14 protein-coding genes are annotated in these 14,628 nt (G+C 73.5%); 7 read left to right on the forward strand and 7 right to left on the reverse strand.

Annotated features, from left to right (window positions below):
• Nucleotides 1-110 precede the first annotated feature (110 nt).
• Together TR50_RS39245 and xylA are read right to left on the reverse strand one after the other, a co-directional pair.
• The gene (locus TR50_RS39245; protein WP_042434217.1) at nt 111-1,553 is read right to left on the reverse strand and encodes a xylulokinase; all 1,443 of its coding nucleotides are present in this window, start codon (nt 1,551-1,553) and stop codon (nt 111-113) included.
• Nucleotides 1,550-2,743: a xylose isomerase gene (xylA, locus tag TR50_RS39250; protein ID WP_042434220.1), complete on the reverse strand. Its 1,194-nt coding sequence runs from the start codon at nt 2,741-2,743 to the stop codon at nt 1,550-1,552. The genes TR50_RS39245 and xylA overlap by 4 nt, the downstream gene beginning before the upstream one ends.
• A 78-nt stretch (nt 2,744-2,821) precedes the next feature.
• Between xylA and TR50_RS39255 the strand changes: the two genes are divergently transcribed.
• From TR50_RS39255 to TR50_RS39265, 3 genes are all read left to right on the forward strand, one after another.
• On the forward strand, nt 2,822-3,955 hold the full coding sequence (locus TR50_RS39255; protein WP_236654783.1) for an ROK family protein: 1,134 nt from the start codon (nt 2,822-2,824) through the stop codon (nt 3,953-3,955).
• 214 nt (nt 3,956-4,169) lie between these two features.
• Complete coding sequence (locus TR50_RS39260; protein WP_042434225.1) at nt 4,170-5,081, forward strand: FAD binding domain-containing protein; 912 nt, start codon at nt 4,170-4,172, stop codon at nt 5,079-5,081.
• The gene (locus tag TR50_RS39265; RefSeq protein WP_042434227.1) at nt 5,078-7,837 is read left to right on the forward strand and encodes a molybdopterin-dependent oxidoreductase; all 2,760 of its coding nucleotides are present in this window, start codon (nt 5,078-5,080) and stop codon (nt 7,835-7,837) included. Before TR50_RS39260 ends, TR50_RS39265 begins: the two co-directional genes overlap by 4 nt.
• A gap of 7 nt (nt 7,838-7,844) precedes the next feature.
• On the opposite strand, the gene TR50_RS39270 is transcribed toward TR50_RS39265, so the two are convergent.
• Nucleotides 7,845-8,798 (reverse strand): GNAT family N-acetyltransferase, encoded by a 954-nt coding sequence (locus tag TR50_RS39270; RefSeq protein ID WP_042434229.1) that lies wholly within the window; start codon nt 8,796-8,798, stop codon nt 7,845-7,847.
• Nucleotides 8,799-8,898: 100 nt separating this feature from the next.
• On the opposite strand from TR50_RS39270, the gene TR50_RS39275 reads away from it, so the two are divergent.
• Nucleotides 8,899-9,339 (forward strand): hypothetical protein, encoded by a 441-nt coding sequence (locus TR50_RS39275; RefSeq protein ID WP_042434232.1) that lies wholly within the window; start codon nt 8,899-8,901, stop codon nt 9,337-9,339.
• A 28-nt stretch (nt 9,340-9,367) separates the two neighbouring features.
• On the opposite strand, the gene TR50_RS39280 is transcribed toward TR50_RS39275, so the two are convergent.
• Together TR50_RS39280 and TR50_RS39285 are read right to left on the reverse strand one after the other, a co-directional pair.
• Nucleotides 9,368-9,937, reverse strand: a complete 570-nt coding sequence (locus TR50_RS39280) for a hypothetical protein (protein ID WP_042434235.1) — start codon at nt 9,935-9,937, stop codon at nt 9,368-9,370.
• A gap of 1 nt (nt 9,938) precedes the next feature.
• Nucleotides 9,939-10,298: a PadR family transcriptional regulator gene (locus tag TR50_RS39285; protein WP_152648881.1), complete on the reverse strand. Its 360-nt coding sequence runs from the start codon at nt 10,296-10,298 to the stop codon at nt 9,939-9,941.
• Between the two features lie 147 nt (nt 10,299-10,445).
• On the opposite strand from TR50_RS39285, the gene TR50_RS39290 reads away from it, so the two are divergent.
• A complete protein-coding gene (locus TR50_RS39290) occupies nt 10,446-10,748 on the forward strand; it encodes a hypothetical protein (protein ID WP_042434238.1) in 303 nt (100 codons plus the stop codon).
• A gap of 79 nt (nt 10,749-10,827) precedes the next feature.
• Here TR50_RS39290 and TR50_RS50255 read toward each other — a convergent pair whose 3' ends face one another.
• Nucleotides 10,828-11,595 carry a cupin domain-containing protein gene (locus TR50_RS50255; RefSeq protein ID WP_042434241.1) on the reverse strand — a complete coding sequence of 256 codons (768 nt, stop codon included), beginning with the start codon at nt 11,593-11,595 and terminating at the stop codon, nt 10,828-10,830.
• Between the two features lie 212 nt (nt 11,596-11,807).
• On the opposite strand from TR50_RS50255, the gene TR50_RS39300 reads away from it, so the two are divergent.
• The gene (locus TR50_RS39300; RefSeq protein WP_042434244.1) at nt 11,808-12,620 is read left to right on the forward strand and encodes a class I SAM-dependent methyltransferase; all 813 of its coding nucleotides are present in this window, start codon (nt 11,808-11,810) and stop codon (nt 12,618-12,620) included.
• Here TR50_RS39300 and TR50_RS39305 read toward each other — a convergent pair.
• The gene (locus tag TR50_RS39305; protein WP_063775243.1) at nt 12,589-13,884 is read right to left on the reverse strand and encodes an FAD-dependent monooxygenase; all 1,296 of its coding nucleotides are present in this window, start codon (nt 13,882-13,884) and stop codon (nt 12,589-12,591) included. The two genes, TR50_RS39300 and TR50_RS39305, sit on opposite strands and share 32 nt — an antisense overlap.
• 134 nt (nt 13,885-14,018) lie before the next feature.
• Here TR50_RS39305 and TR50_RS39310 point away from each other — a divergent pair, with 134 nt between their 5' ends.
• Nucleotides 14,019-14,438 carry a DUF6325 family protein gene (locus tag TR50_RS39310; RefSeq protein WP_042434247.1) on the forward strand — a complete coding sequence of 140 codons (420 nt, stop codon included), beginning with the start codon at nt 14,019-14,021 and terminating at the stop codon, nt 14,436-14,438.
• Nucleotides 14,439-14,628 lie beyond the last annotated feature (190 nt).

The raw sequence follows: 14,628 nt of genomic DNA on the forward strand, positions 1-14,628 counted from the left end.
AGCCGAGCCGGGCCGACCGGGTCGGGGCCGAGCCGGGGCCGCCGGGCGGGGGCAGGCCGGGCCTTACCGGTGCGGCTCCCGCTCCGCCGGAGGCGGGGGCGGAGGCGGGCTCACCGCACTGCGGCGTCCCTCACCTCGCGGTAGCGCTCGCGGATCCAGAGCGCGGGCGCGGCCTCGTGGACCTCTGCCTCGCCCCCGCGCCAGCGGGGTGGCTCGGGTTGGCCCGCGAGCGTCCACGCGGCCTGGAGGGCCGCGCCGTCGGCGACGTACTCACCGGGCGGGGGCGCCGACACCGTGCGGCCGAGGATCGCCGGGGCGATCCGCCGTACCGCCTCGGAGCGGGCGCCGCCGCCGACCAGCAGGACCCGCTCGATCGGGACCCCGGCCGCCGCCAGGGCGTCCAGGCCGTCGGCCAGTCCGCAGAGCATGCCCTCGACGAACGCACGGGCCAGGTGCGCGGAGGTCGCGTTGGCCAGGCGCAGCCCGTGCACGGATCCCGCAGCGTCCGGGAGGTTGGGGGTGCGCTCGCCCTCCAGGTAGGGGATCAGGGTCAGGCCTTCCGCGCCGAGCGGCGCGGACAGCGCGAGGCGGGACACCTCCGCCAGGTCGACGCCCAGCGTGGACGCGGCCGCGTCCAGCACGCGGGCCGCGTTCAGGGTGCAGACCAGCGGGAGGTAGGCCCCGGCGGCGTCGGCGAAGCCAGCGATCGTGCCGTGCGGATCGGCGGTCGGCGCGGCGCAGACCGCGAAGACGGTGCCGGAGGTCCCGATGGAGACCACCACGTCGCCCGCGCGGGCGCCCAGGCCGAGGGCCGCTGCGGCGTTGTCGCCCGCGCCGGGGCCGAGCAGGACGTCGCCGCGCAGCGCGGCGGCCGGGCCCGGCGACTGCGCGGGACCCAGGACGCGCGGGAGGACCGGCGTGCGCCCGAACGCGAGCTCCAGCAGGTCGGGTCGGTACTCCCCGCCGCGCGGCGACCAGTACCCGGTGCCGGAGGCGTCGCTCCGGTCCGTGGTGAGGGCCTCCAACTCCGCTCCCCCGGGCTCGCCTCCCCCCGACTTCACTCCCCCGGACGCACCGAAGCCGCGCAGACGCCAGGTCAGCCAGTCGTGCGGCAGGCACACGGCCGCGACCCGGGCGGCGCGCTCCGGTTCGTGCTGCGCCAGCCAGCGCAGCTTGGTCACCGTGAAGGACGCCACCGGCACGCTGCCGACCGCCTCGGCCCAGGCCTTCGGCCCGAGCTCGCGGACCAGGTCGTCCGCCGCCGCGGCCGAGCGGGTGTCGTTCCACAGCAGCGCGGGCCGCACCACGCCGCCGTCGGCGTCCAGGCACACTAGGCCGTGCTGCTGCCCGGCGACCGCGAGCGCGGCGACGTCGTCGAGGCCGCCGGCCGCCTCCGCGGCGCGCCCGAAGGCCGTCCACCAGGCTTCCGGGGCGACCTCGGTGCCGGGCGGGTGCGGCGCGGAGCCCTGACGCACCAGGGTTCCGTCCGCCGCGTCCCGGATCACGATCTTGCAGGACTGCGTCGAGGAGTCGACGCCGGCGACCAGCGTCACCGCGCGCCCAGCAGGTGCTCGACCGCGAGCTGGTTGAGCCGCACGTAGCCCGCGCCCCGCGCGGCGGCCCCGTCGACGTCGAACTCCTCGAACGACGAACGGTCGGCCAGCAGGTCGGCGTAGGACTCGCCCGGGGCCAGCGTGGGCCGGGTCAGCTCGCCGACCCGCGCGGCCGCGAACGCCTCGGCGACCTCGGGGTCCGCCCGGAAGGCGGCGGCGCGCTCCTTGAGCAGCAGGTAGGTGCGCATGTTCGCCGAGGCCGACTCCCACACGCCGGTGAGGTCCTCGGTGCGGGCGGGCTTGTAGTCGAAGTGGCGCGGCCCGTCGTAGGCCGGGACGCCGCCGGGGCCGTGCTCCAGCAGGTCCACCAGGAAGAACGCGTTGAGCAGGTCTCCGTGGCCGAAGACGAGGTCCTGGTCGAACTTGGCGCCGCGCTGGCCGTTGAGGTCGATGTGGAACAGCTTGCCGTGCCACAGGGCCTGGGCGATGCCGTGGACGAAGTTGAGTCCGGCCATCTGCTCGTGCCCGACCTCGGGGTTGAGGCCGACCATGTCGGCGTGCTCCAGGGTGCCGATGAAAGCCAGGGCGTGACCGATCGTCGGCAGCAGGATGTCGCCGCGCGGCTCGTTGGGCTTGGGCTCGATCGCGAAGCGGATGCCGTAGCCGCGGTCCTGCACGTACGAGGCCAGCAGGTCCAGGCCCTCGCGGTAGCGGTCCAGCGCGGCGCGCACGTCCTTGGCGGCGTCGGACTCCGCGCCCTCGCGTCCGCCCCAGAACACGTAGGTGTGCGCGCCGAGTTCGGCGGCCAGGTCCAGGTTGCGCATGACCTTGCGCAGCGCGAAGCGCCGGACCTCGCGGTCGTTGGCGGTGAACGCGCCGTCCTTGAAGACCGGGTGGGTGAACAGGTTCGTGGTCACCATGGGCACCGCCAGCCCCGTCTCCTCCAGCGCCTTGCGGAACCGGGCGATGTGCTGCTCGCGAGCGGCCTCGTCGGAGCCGAACGGGACGAGGTCGTCGTCGTGGAAGGTGACCCCGTACGCCCCGCGCTCGGCCAGCCCGTGCACGGCCTCGACCGGGTCCAGCGCGGGCCGGGTCGCGTCGCCGAACGGATCGCGGGCCTGCCAGCCCACGGTCCACAGACCGAAGGTGAACCTGTCCGCCGGGGTGGGCGAGGGGACGGAAGCGGCCATGGCGGACTCCTCGGGTCAGGACGCGAAGGTATTTGTATTGCCAATGAACTTATGAAGCCGATATGGCATTGTCAAGGCATGACCTCGGCATCCGTACGTGTCCCGGCCCGCCAGCAGTCCATCCGGGCGTCGAACCTGGCGCTGGCCTACCGCCTGGTCCTCGACGCGCCGACCCCCGTCAGCCGGGCCGCGCTCGCCGCCGCGACCGGCATGACCCGGGCGACCGCGGGCGCGCTCGCGGACGCGCTGCTGGCGGCCGGCCTGGTGGCGGAGGTCGCGCCGCCGCCCGCCAGCAGCGCCGGACGTCCGGCCACCGGCCTGGTCCCGGCGTCCACCGGCTGGGCGGGCCTGGGCCTGGAGGTCAACGTCGACCACCTGGCGGCCTGCGTGGTGGACCTGACCGGTGCCGTGCGCCACCAGGTGAGCATCGAGGGCGACCAACGGGGACGCGGGCCGGGCCCGGTCCTGGCCGACCTCGCGGAACTCGCCAACCGGGCCGCTGCGGACCTCGCGGCCACCGGCCTGCACGTCGCGGGAGCCGCGGTCGCCGTGCCCGGCCTGGTGCGGTCGACCAGCGGACGCGTGCTGCGCGCACCCAACCTGGACTGGCAGGACGTCGACGTCGTCGCGGATCTGACGCCACGGCTGCCCGTGACGCCCCTTGCGCCCGCCGTCGGCAACGAGGCCGACTACGCCGCCCTCGCGGAGCTCGCCGCCGACCGCGGACTGCGGGACTTCCTCTACGTCTCCGGCGAGATCGGCGTGGGCGCCGGCGTCGTCTTCGACAGGCGGCTGTTCACCGGCTCGCGCGGCTGGGCGGGGGAGATCGGGCACGTCACCGTCGAGCCGGGCGGGGACGCGTGCCGCTGCGGCGCGCGCGGCTGCCTGGAGACCGTCGCGGGGCTCGACGCCCTCCGCGCGCCGACGCCGGACGCGGCGGTTCGGGCCGGGGCCGGTCTGGGCCGCGCCATCGCGGCCGCCGTGAACCTCTACGACCTGGACACCGTCGTCCTCGGCGGCGCGTACGCGGGCCGTCCGGACCTCGAGGAGTCCGTCCGGGCCGCCCTGACCGAGCACGTGGTGTCAGCGGGTTGGGCACCGGTCGCGGTCCGCCGCTCGGGCCTCGGCGGGACGGCGGCGGCCGTCGGCGCGGCGACGTCGGTGGTCCACGGCATCCACGCCGACCCGGCCGCCTGGGAGGCCCGCGCCTGAGCGCAGGGACGCGAGCGGGACGGCCGGATCACCCGGCGGCGGCAGACCTCAGACACCCTCCCGATCTCCTGCCCGCCGCACCTGCTCCGCCATGTACATGCGCTGGTTGATCACCCAGCCGGGACGCCGCCGCTTGGTACGCGCACCCACTCGTTCCGCCTGGTTCACCGTTGCTTCAATCGCGGTGTCGAGCAGGCGAGGACGGTGAGGGCCCGTGGATCTGAACACGGTGGTGGAGACGCGCGACGCGCGGCGTCGCGACACATGGCGGCCGGGCGACGCCTGGCTGGGCGGGGGCACGTACCTGTTCTCGGAGCCGCAGCCGCACATCCGGCGGCTGGTCGACCTCAGCCGCATGGGGTGGGAGCCGCTGCGGCTCACCCCGGCCGGCGACCTGGAGATCGCCGCGACCTGCACGATCGCCCAGCTGTCCCGCTTCGCCCAAGCACAGGCCCAAGCACAGGCCCAAGCACAGGCCCAGGCCCAGGCCCAGGCCCAGGCCCAGGCATCGGCACAGGCACAGGCCCTGGACGGGCGCTGGGCGGCGGCCGGGCTGTTCGAGCAGTGCTGCCGGGCCTTCCTGGCCTCCTGGAAGATCTGGAACATGGCCACGGTCGGCGGGAACCTGTGCAACGGCCTGCCCGCCGGGCCGATGATCTCGCTCACCGCCGCCCTCGACGGCGTCTGCCGGTTGCAGTCGCAGTCCGGCTCGACCCGCGAGGTCCCGGTCGCGGAGTTCGTCGTCGGGGCCGGCGTCAAGGTGCTGGAGCCGGGTGAGCTGCTGCGCGCGATCACCGTCCCGGCCCGCGCGCTCGCCCGCCGCACCGCGTTCCGGCAGGCGTCGCTGTACGGGCTCGGCCGCTCCGGCGCGCTGCTGATCGGGACCCGCGATCGGGTCGACGGCGAACTGGCGCTGACGGTCACCGCCTCCACCGTCCGCCCGATCCGGTTCCGCTTCCCGCTGCCGCCGAACGCCGACGCGGTCCGTGAGGCGATCGAGTTCGGCATCCGGCCCGACGAGTACTACGACGACATCCACGGCCTGCCCGAGTGGCGGCGCCACATGACCTTCCGTTTCGCCGAGGAGATCCGGCGCGAACTGCTCGACGAGGAGGACGGCCGATGAGCTTCTCCATCCGTGTCAACGAGGAGGACTTCGACGCCGAACCGAGAGCGGGCCAGTGTCTGCGCACCTACCTGCGCGAGCGCGGCTGGTTCGGCGTCAAGAAGGGCTGCGACGGCGGCGACTGCGGCGCCTGCACCGTCCAGGTCGACGGCGAACCCGTGCACAGCTGCCTCTACCCCGCGCTGCGCGCCGAGGGCCGGTCGGTGACCACCGTCGAGGGCCTCGCGAAGGACGGCGAACTGCACCCGATGCAGCAGCGGTTCCTCGACGCGCAGGGCTTCCAGTGCGGGTTCTGCACCGCCGGCTTCCTGATGACCACCTCCGCCCGCGACTTCGACGAGGAGAAGCGGGCCGACCTGCCCCGGGCGCTCAAGGGCAACCTGTGCCGCTGCACGGGCTACCGCGCCATCGAGGACGCCGTCCGCGGCGTCAAGCACACCGAACGGCCCGACGCGGGCCAGGCGGTGGGCCGCAGCCTCGGCGCGCCCGCCGGCCCGCAGGTGGTGACCGGCACCGCGCGCTACACCTTCGACATGGAGGTCGAGGGACTGCTGCACATGAAACTGCTGCGCTCCCCGCACCCCCACGCCCGGATCGTCTCCATCGACACCTCCGCCGCGCTGCGCGTTCCCGGCGTCCACGCGGTGTTCACCCATCACGACGCACCGGACAAGCTCTACTCCTCCGCCCGGCACGAGCACCCCACCGAGGACCCGGACGACACCCGTGTGCTGGACGACGTGGTCCGCTTCGTCGGACAGCGCGTGGCCGCCGTGGTCGCCGACAGCGAGGGCGCCGCCGAGGAGGGCTGCCGGCAGGTCGTCGTGGAGTACGAGGAACTCCCCTACGTCATCGACCCGGAGCTCGCCATGCTGCCCGGCGCGCCCGTGATCCATCCCAAGGGGCCCGAGTCGCGCATCTTCCGGGCCGAGGACAACGTCTGCGGCGAGGTGCACGGCGAGACGGGCGACGTCGAGCGGGGCTTCGCCGAGGCCGACGTCGTCTACGAGGAGACGTTCCAGACCCAGCGGGTCCAGCACGCCAGCCTGGAGACGCACGGCTGCGTGGTGTACTTCGAGGAGAACGAGGAGACGTGCGAGGAGCGGATCGTGGTCCGCTCCAGCACCCAGGTGCCGTTCCTGACCCGCCGCGCCCTGTGCGACCTGTACGACCTGCCGAGGGAGAAGGTCCGGGTGGTGGCCGGCCGGGTGGGCGGCGGCTTCGGCGGCAAGCAGGAGATGCTCACCGAGGACATCGCGGTCCTGGCCGCGCTGAGGCTGCACCGGCCGGTCAAGCTGGAGTTCACCCGCCCCGAGCAGTTCTACGGCGCCACCACCCGGCATCCGTTCAAGGTCACGGTGAAGGTCGGCGCGAGGAGCGACGGGGTCCTGACGGCCCTCCAGTTCCGGGTGGTCGCCAACACCGGCGCGTACGGCAACCACGGGCCTGCCGTGATGTTCCACAGCGTCGGCGAGTCGATGGGCGTCTACCGGGCGCCGAACAAGAAGGTCAACGCGTACTCGGTCTACACCAACGCCGTGCCCGCCGGGGCGTTCCGCGGCTACGGCCTGGGCCAGGTCACCTTCGCGCTGGAGTCGGCGATGGACGAGCTGGCTCGGCGGTTGGGCATCGATCCGCTCGTGCTGCGCGAGAGGAACGTGATCGGCCCCGGCGAGCACATGGAGGGACCCTGCGGTGAGGAGGAGGACCTGCACATCGCCTCCTACGGCCTGGACCAGTGCCTCCAGGTGGTGCGCGACGCCCTCGCCGACGACCGCAGCGCCGAACTGGCCCCGCCGGGCTGGCTGGTGGGACAGGGCTTCGCGATGTCCGCCATCGCCACCGGCCCGCCCGGCGGGCACTTCGCCGACGCCACCGTGCAGCTGCTGGAGGACGGCACCTACGACATCGCCGTCGGCACCGCCGAGTTCGGCAACGGCACCACCACCGTGCACAAGCAGATCACCGCGGGCGCGCTCGGCACCACCGTGGACCGCATCGCGATCCGCCAGTCCGACACCGACGTGGTCCGGCACGACACCGGGGCCTTCGGCTCCGCGGGCACGGTCGTGGCCGGCAAGGCCGTGATGAAGGCGGCCAACGCCCTGGCCGAACAGATCCTGTCGTTCACCGCCGAGTACGCGCGCACCCCGCGCAGCCTGCTGCGGCTGGGGGCCGACGCGGTGGAGTGCGACGGGCGGACCGTGACGCTCAAGGAGGTCTTCGAGGCGGCGCGCGGCAGGGGCGTCGAGCTCAGCGCCGACGGCCACTGGGGCGGCTCCCCCCGGTCCGTGGCCTTCAACTCGCAGTGGTTCCGCGTCGCCGTCGACCCGGACACCGGGGAGATCAAGATCCTGCGCAGCGTGCACGGCGCCGACGCGGGCAAGGTGATGAACCCGCTCCAGTGCCGCGGCCAGGTCGAAGGCGGCGTCGCCCAGGCACTCGGCGCGACGCTCTTCGAACGGGTGCTGGTGGACGAACGCGGCGAGGTCACCACCGCCGCCTTCCGCCGCTACCGGCTCCCGGCCTACGCGGACGTGCCGCGTACGGAGGTCCACTTCTCGCAGACCTCCGACGCGATCGGCCCGCTCGGCGCCAAGTCCATGAGCGAGAGCCCGTTCAACCCCGTCCCGCCCGCCTTCGCCAACGCCCTGCGCGACGCCACCGGCATCCGCTTCACCGAGGCGCCGTTCCTGCGCGACCACGTCTGGCGGGCGATGGACGAGCACCGCCGCAGCGGCCGCGACGCGGACTGACCGGTCGTCACTTCGCGGTGGCGGCCTTGATCAGCGGCGCGTCGCGGGAGAGCTCACGGAAGCCGAGACCGTAGTAGAGCCCGCGCGCGGCAGGGTGCCCCGGCGCGCCCAGGCAGACGACCGTCGCGTGGGTGGCGCCGGCCGCGCGCGCCAGGTGCATCCCGTGCAGCATCATCGCGCCGGCCAACCCGAGCCGCCGGTAGTCCGGATGGGTGCCGACCGGCTCGAACTCGACGGTCCTGTTGGCCTCGTCGAACCACATGATGGTCGAGGACGCCATGGTGCCGTCCGGCGCCTCCACCAGGACGTGCAGGTCGCCTCGGTAGCCTGCCGTCCGCCGGACGTCCTCGTAGGCCTGGGCCGTGTACGCCGAGCGCACCCAGGCGTCCACATGGGCCCGGACCGCGGCCTGCGGCCCGGCCTCGTCGGCGGTGCGGAACCGGAACCCGGCCGGCAGCGCCGGCTGCGCCACCTCGGCGAGGTCGCGCTGGTTGAGCTGGGTCCAGGAGCCGGTGTCCGCGAGCTCCTCCGCGTCCGCCTCGTAGCCGTGCTCCGCCCAGCGCTTCAGGGCGAACTCCTCGGCGCTGGTCGGACACGCCGTGCGCTCGAGGCCGGCCGCGACCGCGTCGTACCACTCGATCACCTCGTCGATCAGGTCGGGATGATCGGGATGGATCTGGTAGCTCAGCGAGGCGCCGGTGACCTCGGCGACCGAGCCGTCGTTGCGCCGTACCCGGCGCGGCAGGAAAGCCCAGCCCCATGCCACCAGTTCGTCACCGGAGAACCACAGCCGACGCGGGAAGGTCGAGCCGTAGGCGGCCTTGCCCTGCCCCCAGACCCAGGCCAGCTCGCCGTACGAGGCCCCCGCACTGATCAGCTCCGGTCGCAGGGCGGTCACGCGCTGCGCCAGCCCCTGCATGAGCCGGACATCCGCGTCGGTCAAAAGCTCGAAGCCCGTCATGACGCGCCACTGTGCCAGCAGTCCGCACGGTCGTCGAAGGGTTTTCGGCGGCCGTGCGGCGGCGGGAACCGTTCCCGATCATGGTCGTGTCCAGGCTGACATGGCTGAGTTCACGTTCGTGGCCCTGGCGCTCGCGCCGCTGGTGGCCCCTGTCGTCATCCTGACCGCGACCGCCGTGCTCCTCGTACGGTGGGTCCGCCGCCGGATGCGGGCCAACGGTGCGCGGCGTCGGCGCCTGCCGGACGTCGTGACGTGCGGGATGGCCGCGGTGGCGGCGGCCGCCGCCGCGTACGGCGCCTACGGCGTGGGCGTGTTCTCCGGGGGCGTGTGGCAACAGCCGGACGAGTTCTGCGCGTTGCACGGCGTGGCGGCCGACCGCATCGTGACCCGGCAGACGCTCCCGGTCAGCGCGCGGTGCGTCACCGCGGACGGCGTCGGCACGGAGCTCGTCCCCTCCTGGGTCAACCCCGTCATCGACGCCGGTCTCGCCGTCCTCGCGGTCGCGATCCTGCTCGGCGTCCTCGCCCGCGTCCGACGGTGACCCTCCCGACGACGGCGATCAGCCCACGTCAGCCGCCCAGGCCGTCGGCGGAGGCCGTCGGACGCGGGGAGCGGCGACGCGGCAGCGCGCGCCAGAGGCGGCCGCAGGCGACCGCGCCGACCAGGAGCAGCACGTAGACAAGCGGGGACCACGCCCCGCCGGTGTGCGTGACCTGGCCCTGGTGGACGACGAAGTCGAGCGGGTTCTGCAGCCAGGTGACGCCGTTCCAGCTGTAGGCGCCGTCCGCGTGCCCGCCAGGCGCGGTGAGCGCCTGCTGGTAGGCGTTCGTCGCCTCGGACAGGAAGAAGTTGAGCAGCAACGGCGTGCCGAACAGGAAGACCAGGGCGGCGGTCCACGAGTGCCGAGGCCCGTCGCCGAGTTCCGCGGCCAGGTACTCCTCGGCGAGCGCCCGGGCGTCGCCGAGCCGTTGCACCGCCTCCGCGGCACCGACCTCGGCGGCGGCCGCCAGCAGGTTGACGCGGACCTCGCGACGGCGCGCGACCCTGGTCCGGGAGGGCAGGTCGTACAGGCGCTGGTCGAGCGACCAGACGACCCGCTCGATCCGCAGCCGGTCGAGCCAGGTGACGGTGTGCTGCATGTCAGGAACCTTTCCGCTGGGGCGTGATGGGCAGAGGGCGGGACAGGACCGCGTCGACGCCGGCGACGTGCCGCGACCAGCCGGCCGCACCGGCCGCCAGGGCCTCGTGGCCGGCCTCGGTGAGCCGGTAGTACTTGCGCGCCGGCCCGCTGGAGGAGGCGACCAGCCGGGTGGCCAGCCGCCCCTCGCGTTCGAGCCGGGCCAGGGCGGGATACACCGTGCCCTCCAGGACGTCGGCGAAGCCGGCGGCCTGGAGGCGCTGGGCCACCTCGTACCCGTAGGACTCCTGTTCGGCGAGCAGGTGCAGCAGCAGGAGCGACAGGACGCCCTTGAGCAGTTGGGGGTCATGGCTGGAGGTCACAGCATCCAGACTGTCTCAGGTACTAGTCACTGTCAAGTACCGGTGAATGCCAAGGAGCAGGTTGGTGTCTGCTGGTCTTAGGGCCTGATCCACAAGACAGGCCCTGGGTCCCGAGGGACATCCCGACACGGAAGGAGGCTCGCCGTCATGGCTGTGGTGATGACGATGCGCTGGACCGGCGTCACCCCCGAGCAGTACGACGCCGTACGCGACACGGTCCGCTGGGAGGAGGACACACCCGACGGCGCGTTCCTGCACGTCGCCTCGTTCGAGGACGGCGCCCTGCACGTGACCGACGTATGGCGCTCACAGGCGGACTTCGAGCGGTTCTACGCCGACCGGCTTGCCGCCGCGGTCAAGGAGGCGGGCATCGAAGGGCAGCCCGAGACCGGCTTCCGTCCGCTGCACCGGCGGTTCGTCGCGGAGGGCGTGACCGGCGCCGCCAGCTGAACGACGCACCCGTAGAAGCGGGGCGCGCCCCGGCCGTGGTCGGCCGGGGCGCGCCTCAGGATTCCGAGTATTCAGATCCTCAAGACGGCTCCGCGTAGTGCAGCGCCCCCTGCCAGTCGATGGCCACGACCGGTTCGTCACCGATCACCCAGGCGTCGTGGCCGGAGGGCAGCACGGTGATGTCGCCGGGCTTCGCGTCGAACTCCGTCCCGTCGGCCATGCGGATGCGGATCGTCCCGGACACGTGGTACTGGAAGTGCGGCGCCTCGCACCACTCCGTGCCGGCCAGCGGCTTGACGTGCAGGGACCAGCGCCAGCCCGGCTCCAGGACCATGCGGCCGACTACCCCGTCGCCCACGTTGATGATGTCCACCCGGCCGTACGGGAAGGTCCGGACCTCGTCCGGGACCTCGAAGTTCAAGCGCTCCGCCATCGCCGCCGCGGCGCCCGCCGTCATCGGCTTCGCCTCGGTCTCCTCGTCCCATGCCTGCAGCACCGACTGGGTGGTGACCAGCCCGTCGCGCAGGTCCAGCATCGAGGTGGACAGCACCCTGGTGCCGTCCGGATACCGGCACTCCTCCAGGTAGGCCGCGTGGCTGCCGTCGGCGGAGACGACGACCTGCCCCAGGCGGTGCTCCATCTCCCGGCTGCACACGTCGTCGAGGAACTCCCCGATGGCGGCGGTGCCGGTGATCTCCATCGGGTGGCTCGGCTGGTCGCGGTGGTCCACGATCGTCATCCGCGCGTCCGTCGCGTACAGGCCCCGCAGGGCCGAGGCGTCGCGGTCCTCGATGCCGCGGCGCAACATCTCGACATCGAACATCGGTCTGCTCTGCGTCGTACTCATCTCGTTGCCGCCTCTTCGCTCTTCTGTGCCCCTTCTGCTTACGACGCTCCTCCTGTGCCGGGGCCGTCGCAACAAGGGGCGTAGGGCGACGTCCGCCCGGGTGGGAGCGCGCCGCCGAACGGTGGGACATCGCCGTCGTCCGGTCTGCTCGCGGGTCCGTCCCGGGCACGCCTCGGCGGACGGAGGAAGGACGGGGGAAGGACGGGAGCGCCATGGACGAGTCACCGACGGACCAGGCCCCGGAGGGCGGGAGCTACGGAGCCGACCTCTTCTCGCCCGACGAGACGGGGGAGGACGAACGCATCGACTACGGCGCGCTCGCCTACGACGCGGCGAGCCGGGCCCGGCTGACCGCCCTCGGCGTGGGCCCGGGCTGGCGCTGCCTGGACGTCGGCGCCGGCACCGGGACGGTCAGCCGCTGGCTGGCCGAGGAGGCCGGCGTCGACGAGGTCCTGGCGCTGGACCGCGACCCGCGCTTCGTGGGCGCGCGCCCGGACGGGCGGCTGCGCACGATGACCGCCGACCTCACCGACCCGGCGCTCGCGCCGGGCCGGTTCGACCTGGTCCACTGCCGCTTCGTGCTGATGCACCTGCGCGCCCACGCGGACGTGCTGGCCCGGCTGGCCGACTGGGTCGCGCCAGGGGGCTGGCTCGTCGTCAGCGACGCCGTCGACCTGACCACGGCGGACTCACCGCAGGCCGCCTACCGACGGACCATGGCGGCCATGTGGCAGGTGCTGCGCGACCGGATCGGCACCGACATCACGTGGGTGACCCGGTATCCGCAGCTGCTGCGCGACCTCGGACTGCGCGACGTCGGCGCGGAGGTCGTCGTGCCGCCGCTGACCGTCGACGCGCCGATCACGGCCTTCTGGGCGAGCACCTGGCGCAGCATCCGCGAGGCCCTGGACACGGCGCTGGATCCGGGCGAGCTCGACCAGGCGCTGGACTACCTCTCCTCCCCCGCGCTGGCCGACCTCTCCCCGGGCATGGTCACCGCTTGGGGCCGCCGCCCTCGCCCGTGAACGCCGGCTCGCGCGACGCGTGCGCGCCGTGCTGCGCCGGTACGCCGCCCACCGCCGAGCCCGGCCCGGAGTGGAGCGTCGTCGCCAACCGGTGTCCCGCCCAGCGCCGCAGCGTGCGCAGCGCCGGGAGGGCCTCCATGCCGTGGTGGACGTGGTAGCCGAGCGCCGGGGGCAGGTGCGGCAGCAGCGGCGAGTGCCGCTGGCCGAGGACGGCGAAGAGGCGCTCCGGCGACAGCCGTGCGTACCGGGCGAAGTCCTCGAACCACCGGGCGCTGTAGTGGGCCGCGGCCTGGGCGCGCCGCAGCTCCTGCTTGCGCCGCAGCTCGTAGGCGCGGAGCGCGCCGGGAAGGTCCGCGCCGCCGTCGACGGCCTCCGCCAGGGCGGCCGCGTCCTGGAGGGCGAGCCTGGTGCCCGCGCCGATCGAGTAGTGGGTGGTGTGCGCGGCGTCGCCGAGCAGCACCATGTTCCGGGCGTGCCAGGAGGTGTTGGTGATGGTGCGAAAGGTCTTCCAGAGCCCGGCGCCGGCGTCCTCGTCGGTGCGGCACTGGAGCGCGTGTCCGCGCAGCGGTTCGGCGAAGCAGCGCTCCAGGAGCCGCAGCGTGCCCTCCCGGTCGAGCGTGTCGAGCTTCAGCGATCGAAAGGCCCCTTCCGAGCACTCCACGATGAAGGTGCTGAGGCCGTCGCTGAACGGATACGCGTAGCACCACAGCCACCCGCCCGATCCGGTCCGGGCGAAGGCGAAGGTGAAGCTCTCGAAGACGCGGTCCGTGCCCAGCCACAGGTAGCGGTTGCGCCCCTCGGTGATCCGCGTCCCGAACCTGGGCTGCTGGCTCTGGCGGAGCCGGCTGCCCGCACCCTCCGCGACGACGATCAGGTCGGCGCCGGGAAGCTGGGCGGAGCGGCTGATCTCCTGGTCGTGGACCATGCGCACGCCGAGCGCCCGGGCCCGCGCGCCGAGGACGTCCAGCAGGGTACGACGGGCGATGCTGTAGCCGTCGTCGCCGTCGCGTCTGACGGTCTGCCCGTTGACGTGGCAGACGCCGCCGCTCCAGCGGACCGACCGGTCGGCGATGGCGCGCGCCGACTGCGGGTCGCACGCCCGCAGGTCCTCCAGGAAGTCGGCCCAGAAAGTCACCCCCCACCCCACGTCGGCGTCCGCCGGCAGCCGCTCGTGGACGGTGACCTCGTCCTCGGGCCGCCGAAGCTTCGTCAGGATCGAAAAGTAAAGCCCCGCCGGGCCGCCGCCGACACAGGCGATCTGCACAGGTACTCCTCAAGGTTCTTGCAGGCTCTTGCTACGCAGGGAAACGGTGTGACTCCACAGCGTAGCCGCGCGGGCGGTGCGCAAGGACCGGCGGTACCTTGGATGTGCCTCGGGTGAGCCGTGTGGAGGTAGCGATGGACGTCGGATCGGTCGAGTACGTGGTCATCGCCTTCCCGGGCAACCGGTTCAGCGGGGAGATCATGCCGGAGCTGAGGAAGCTGGTGGCCGAGGGCATCGTCCGGGTCATCGACCTGACCTTCATCAAGAAGGACGCCGCCGGCGCGGTCCAGTACCTGGAACTCTCCGCCCTGGAGCCGGACGAGGCGTCGATCTTCGACGACCTCGACGGCGAGATCGACGGTCTGCTCAGCCAGGAGGACCTGGCCATCATCGCGGACTCGCTCGACCCGGACTGCTCCGCCGCCCTGCTGGTGTGGGAGAACACCTGGGCGGCCGGGATCACCAGCGCCATCCGGCGCGCGGGCGGGCAGTTGGTGGCCCGTGAGCGCGTGCCCGCGCCCGTCGTCGCCGAGGTCCTGAACGCGGCCGCGTAGGCCGCGCCGGGCCCAGCGCCGGGGCGAACCGAGGAGGAACCATGATCGGACGTCCTCTCGCCCGTGCCTCACGGCCGGGCCTGATCCGCACGGTGGGCCGGACGGCCGTCGTCGCCGGCACCGCGACCGCCGTGTCCGGCCGGGTCGCCCGGCGTCAGCAGGAGCGCGCCGACGCCGCGCAGGCCGAGGC

The sequence above is a fragment of the Streptacidiphilus anmyonensis genome, from assembly GCF_000787855.1.
GTDB lineage: Bacteria > Actinomycetota > Actinomycetes > Streptomycetales > Streptomycetaceae > Streptacidiphilus > Streptacidiphilus anmyonensis.

Coding starts and splice junctions, on each gene's coding strand:
- xylA (WP_042434220.1), bottom strand. CDS start 2,743: ATGGCCGCTTCCGTCCCCTCGCCCACCCCGGCGGACAGGTTCACCTTC.
- TR50_RS39310 (WP_042434247.1), top strand. CDS start 14,019: ATGGACGTCGGATCGGTCGAGTACGTGGTCATCGCCTTCCCGGGCAAC.
- TR50_RS39275 (WP_042434232.1), top strand. CDS start 8,899: ATGGCTGAGTTCACGTTCGTGGCCCTGGCGCTCGCGCCGCTGGTGGCC.
- TR50_RS39255 (WP_236654783.1), top strand. CDS start 2,822: ATGACCTCGGCATCCGTACGTGTCCCGGCCCGCCAGCAGTCCATCCGG.
- TR50_RS39290 (WP_042434238.1), top strand. CDS start 10,446: ATGGCTGTGGTGATGACGATGCGCTGGACCGGCGTCACCCCCGAGCAG.
- TR50_RS39265 (WP_042434227.1), top strand. CDS start 5,078: ATGAGCTTCTCCATCCGTGTCAACGAGGAGGACTTCGACGCCGAACCG.
- TR50_RS39270 (WP_042434229.1), bottom strand. CDS start 8,798: ATGACGGGCTTCGAGCTTTTGACCGACGCGGATGTCCGGCTCATGCAG.
- TR50_RS39300 (WP_042434244.1), top strand. CDS start 11,808: ATGGACGAGTCACCGACGGACCAGGCCCCGGAGGGCGGGAGCTACGGA.
- TR50_RS39280 (WP_042434235.1), bottom strand. CDS start 9,937: ATGCAGCACACCGTCACCTGGCTCGACCGGCTGCGGATCGAGCGGGTC.
- TR50_RS50255 (WP_042434241.1), bottom strand. CDS start 11,595: ATGAGTACGACGCAGAGCAGACCGATGTTCGATGTCGAGATGTTGCGC.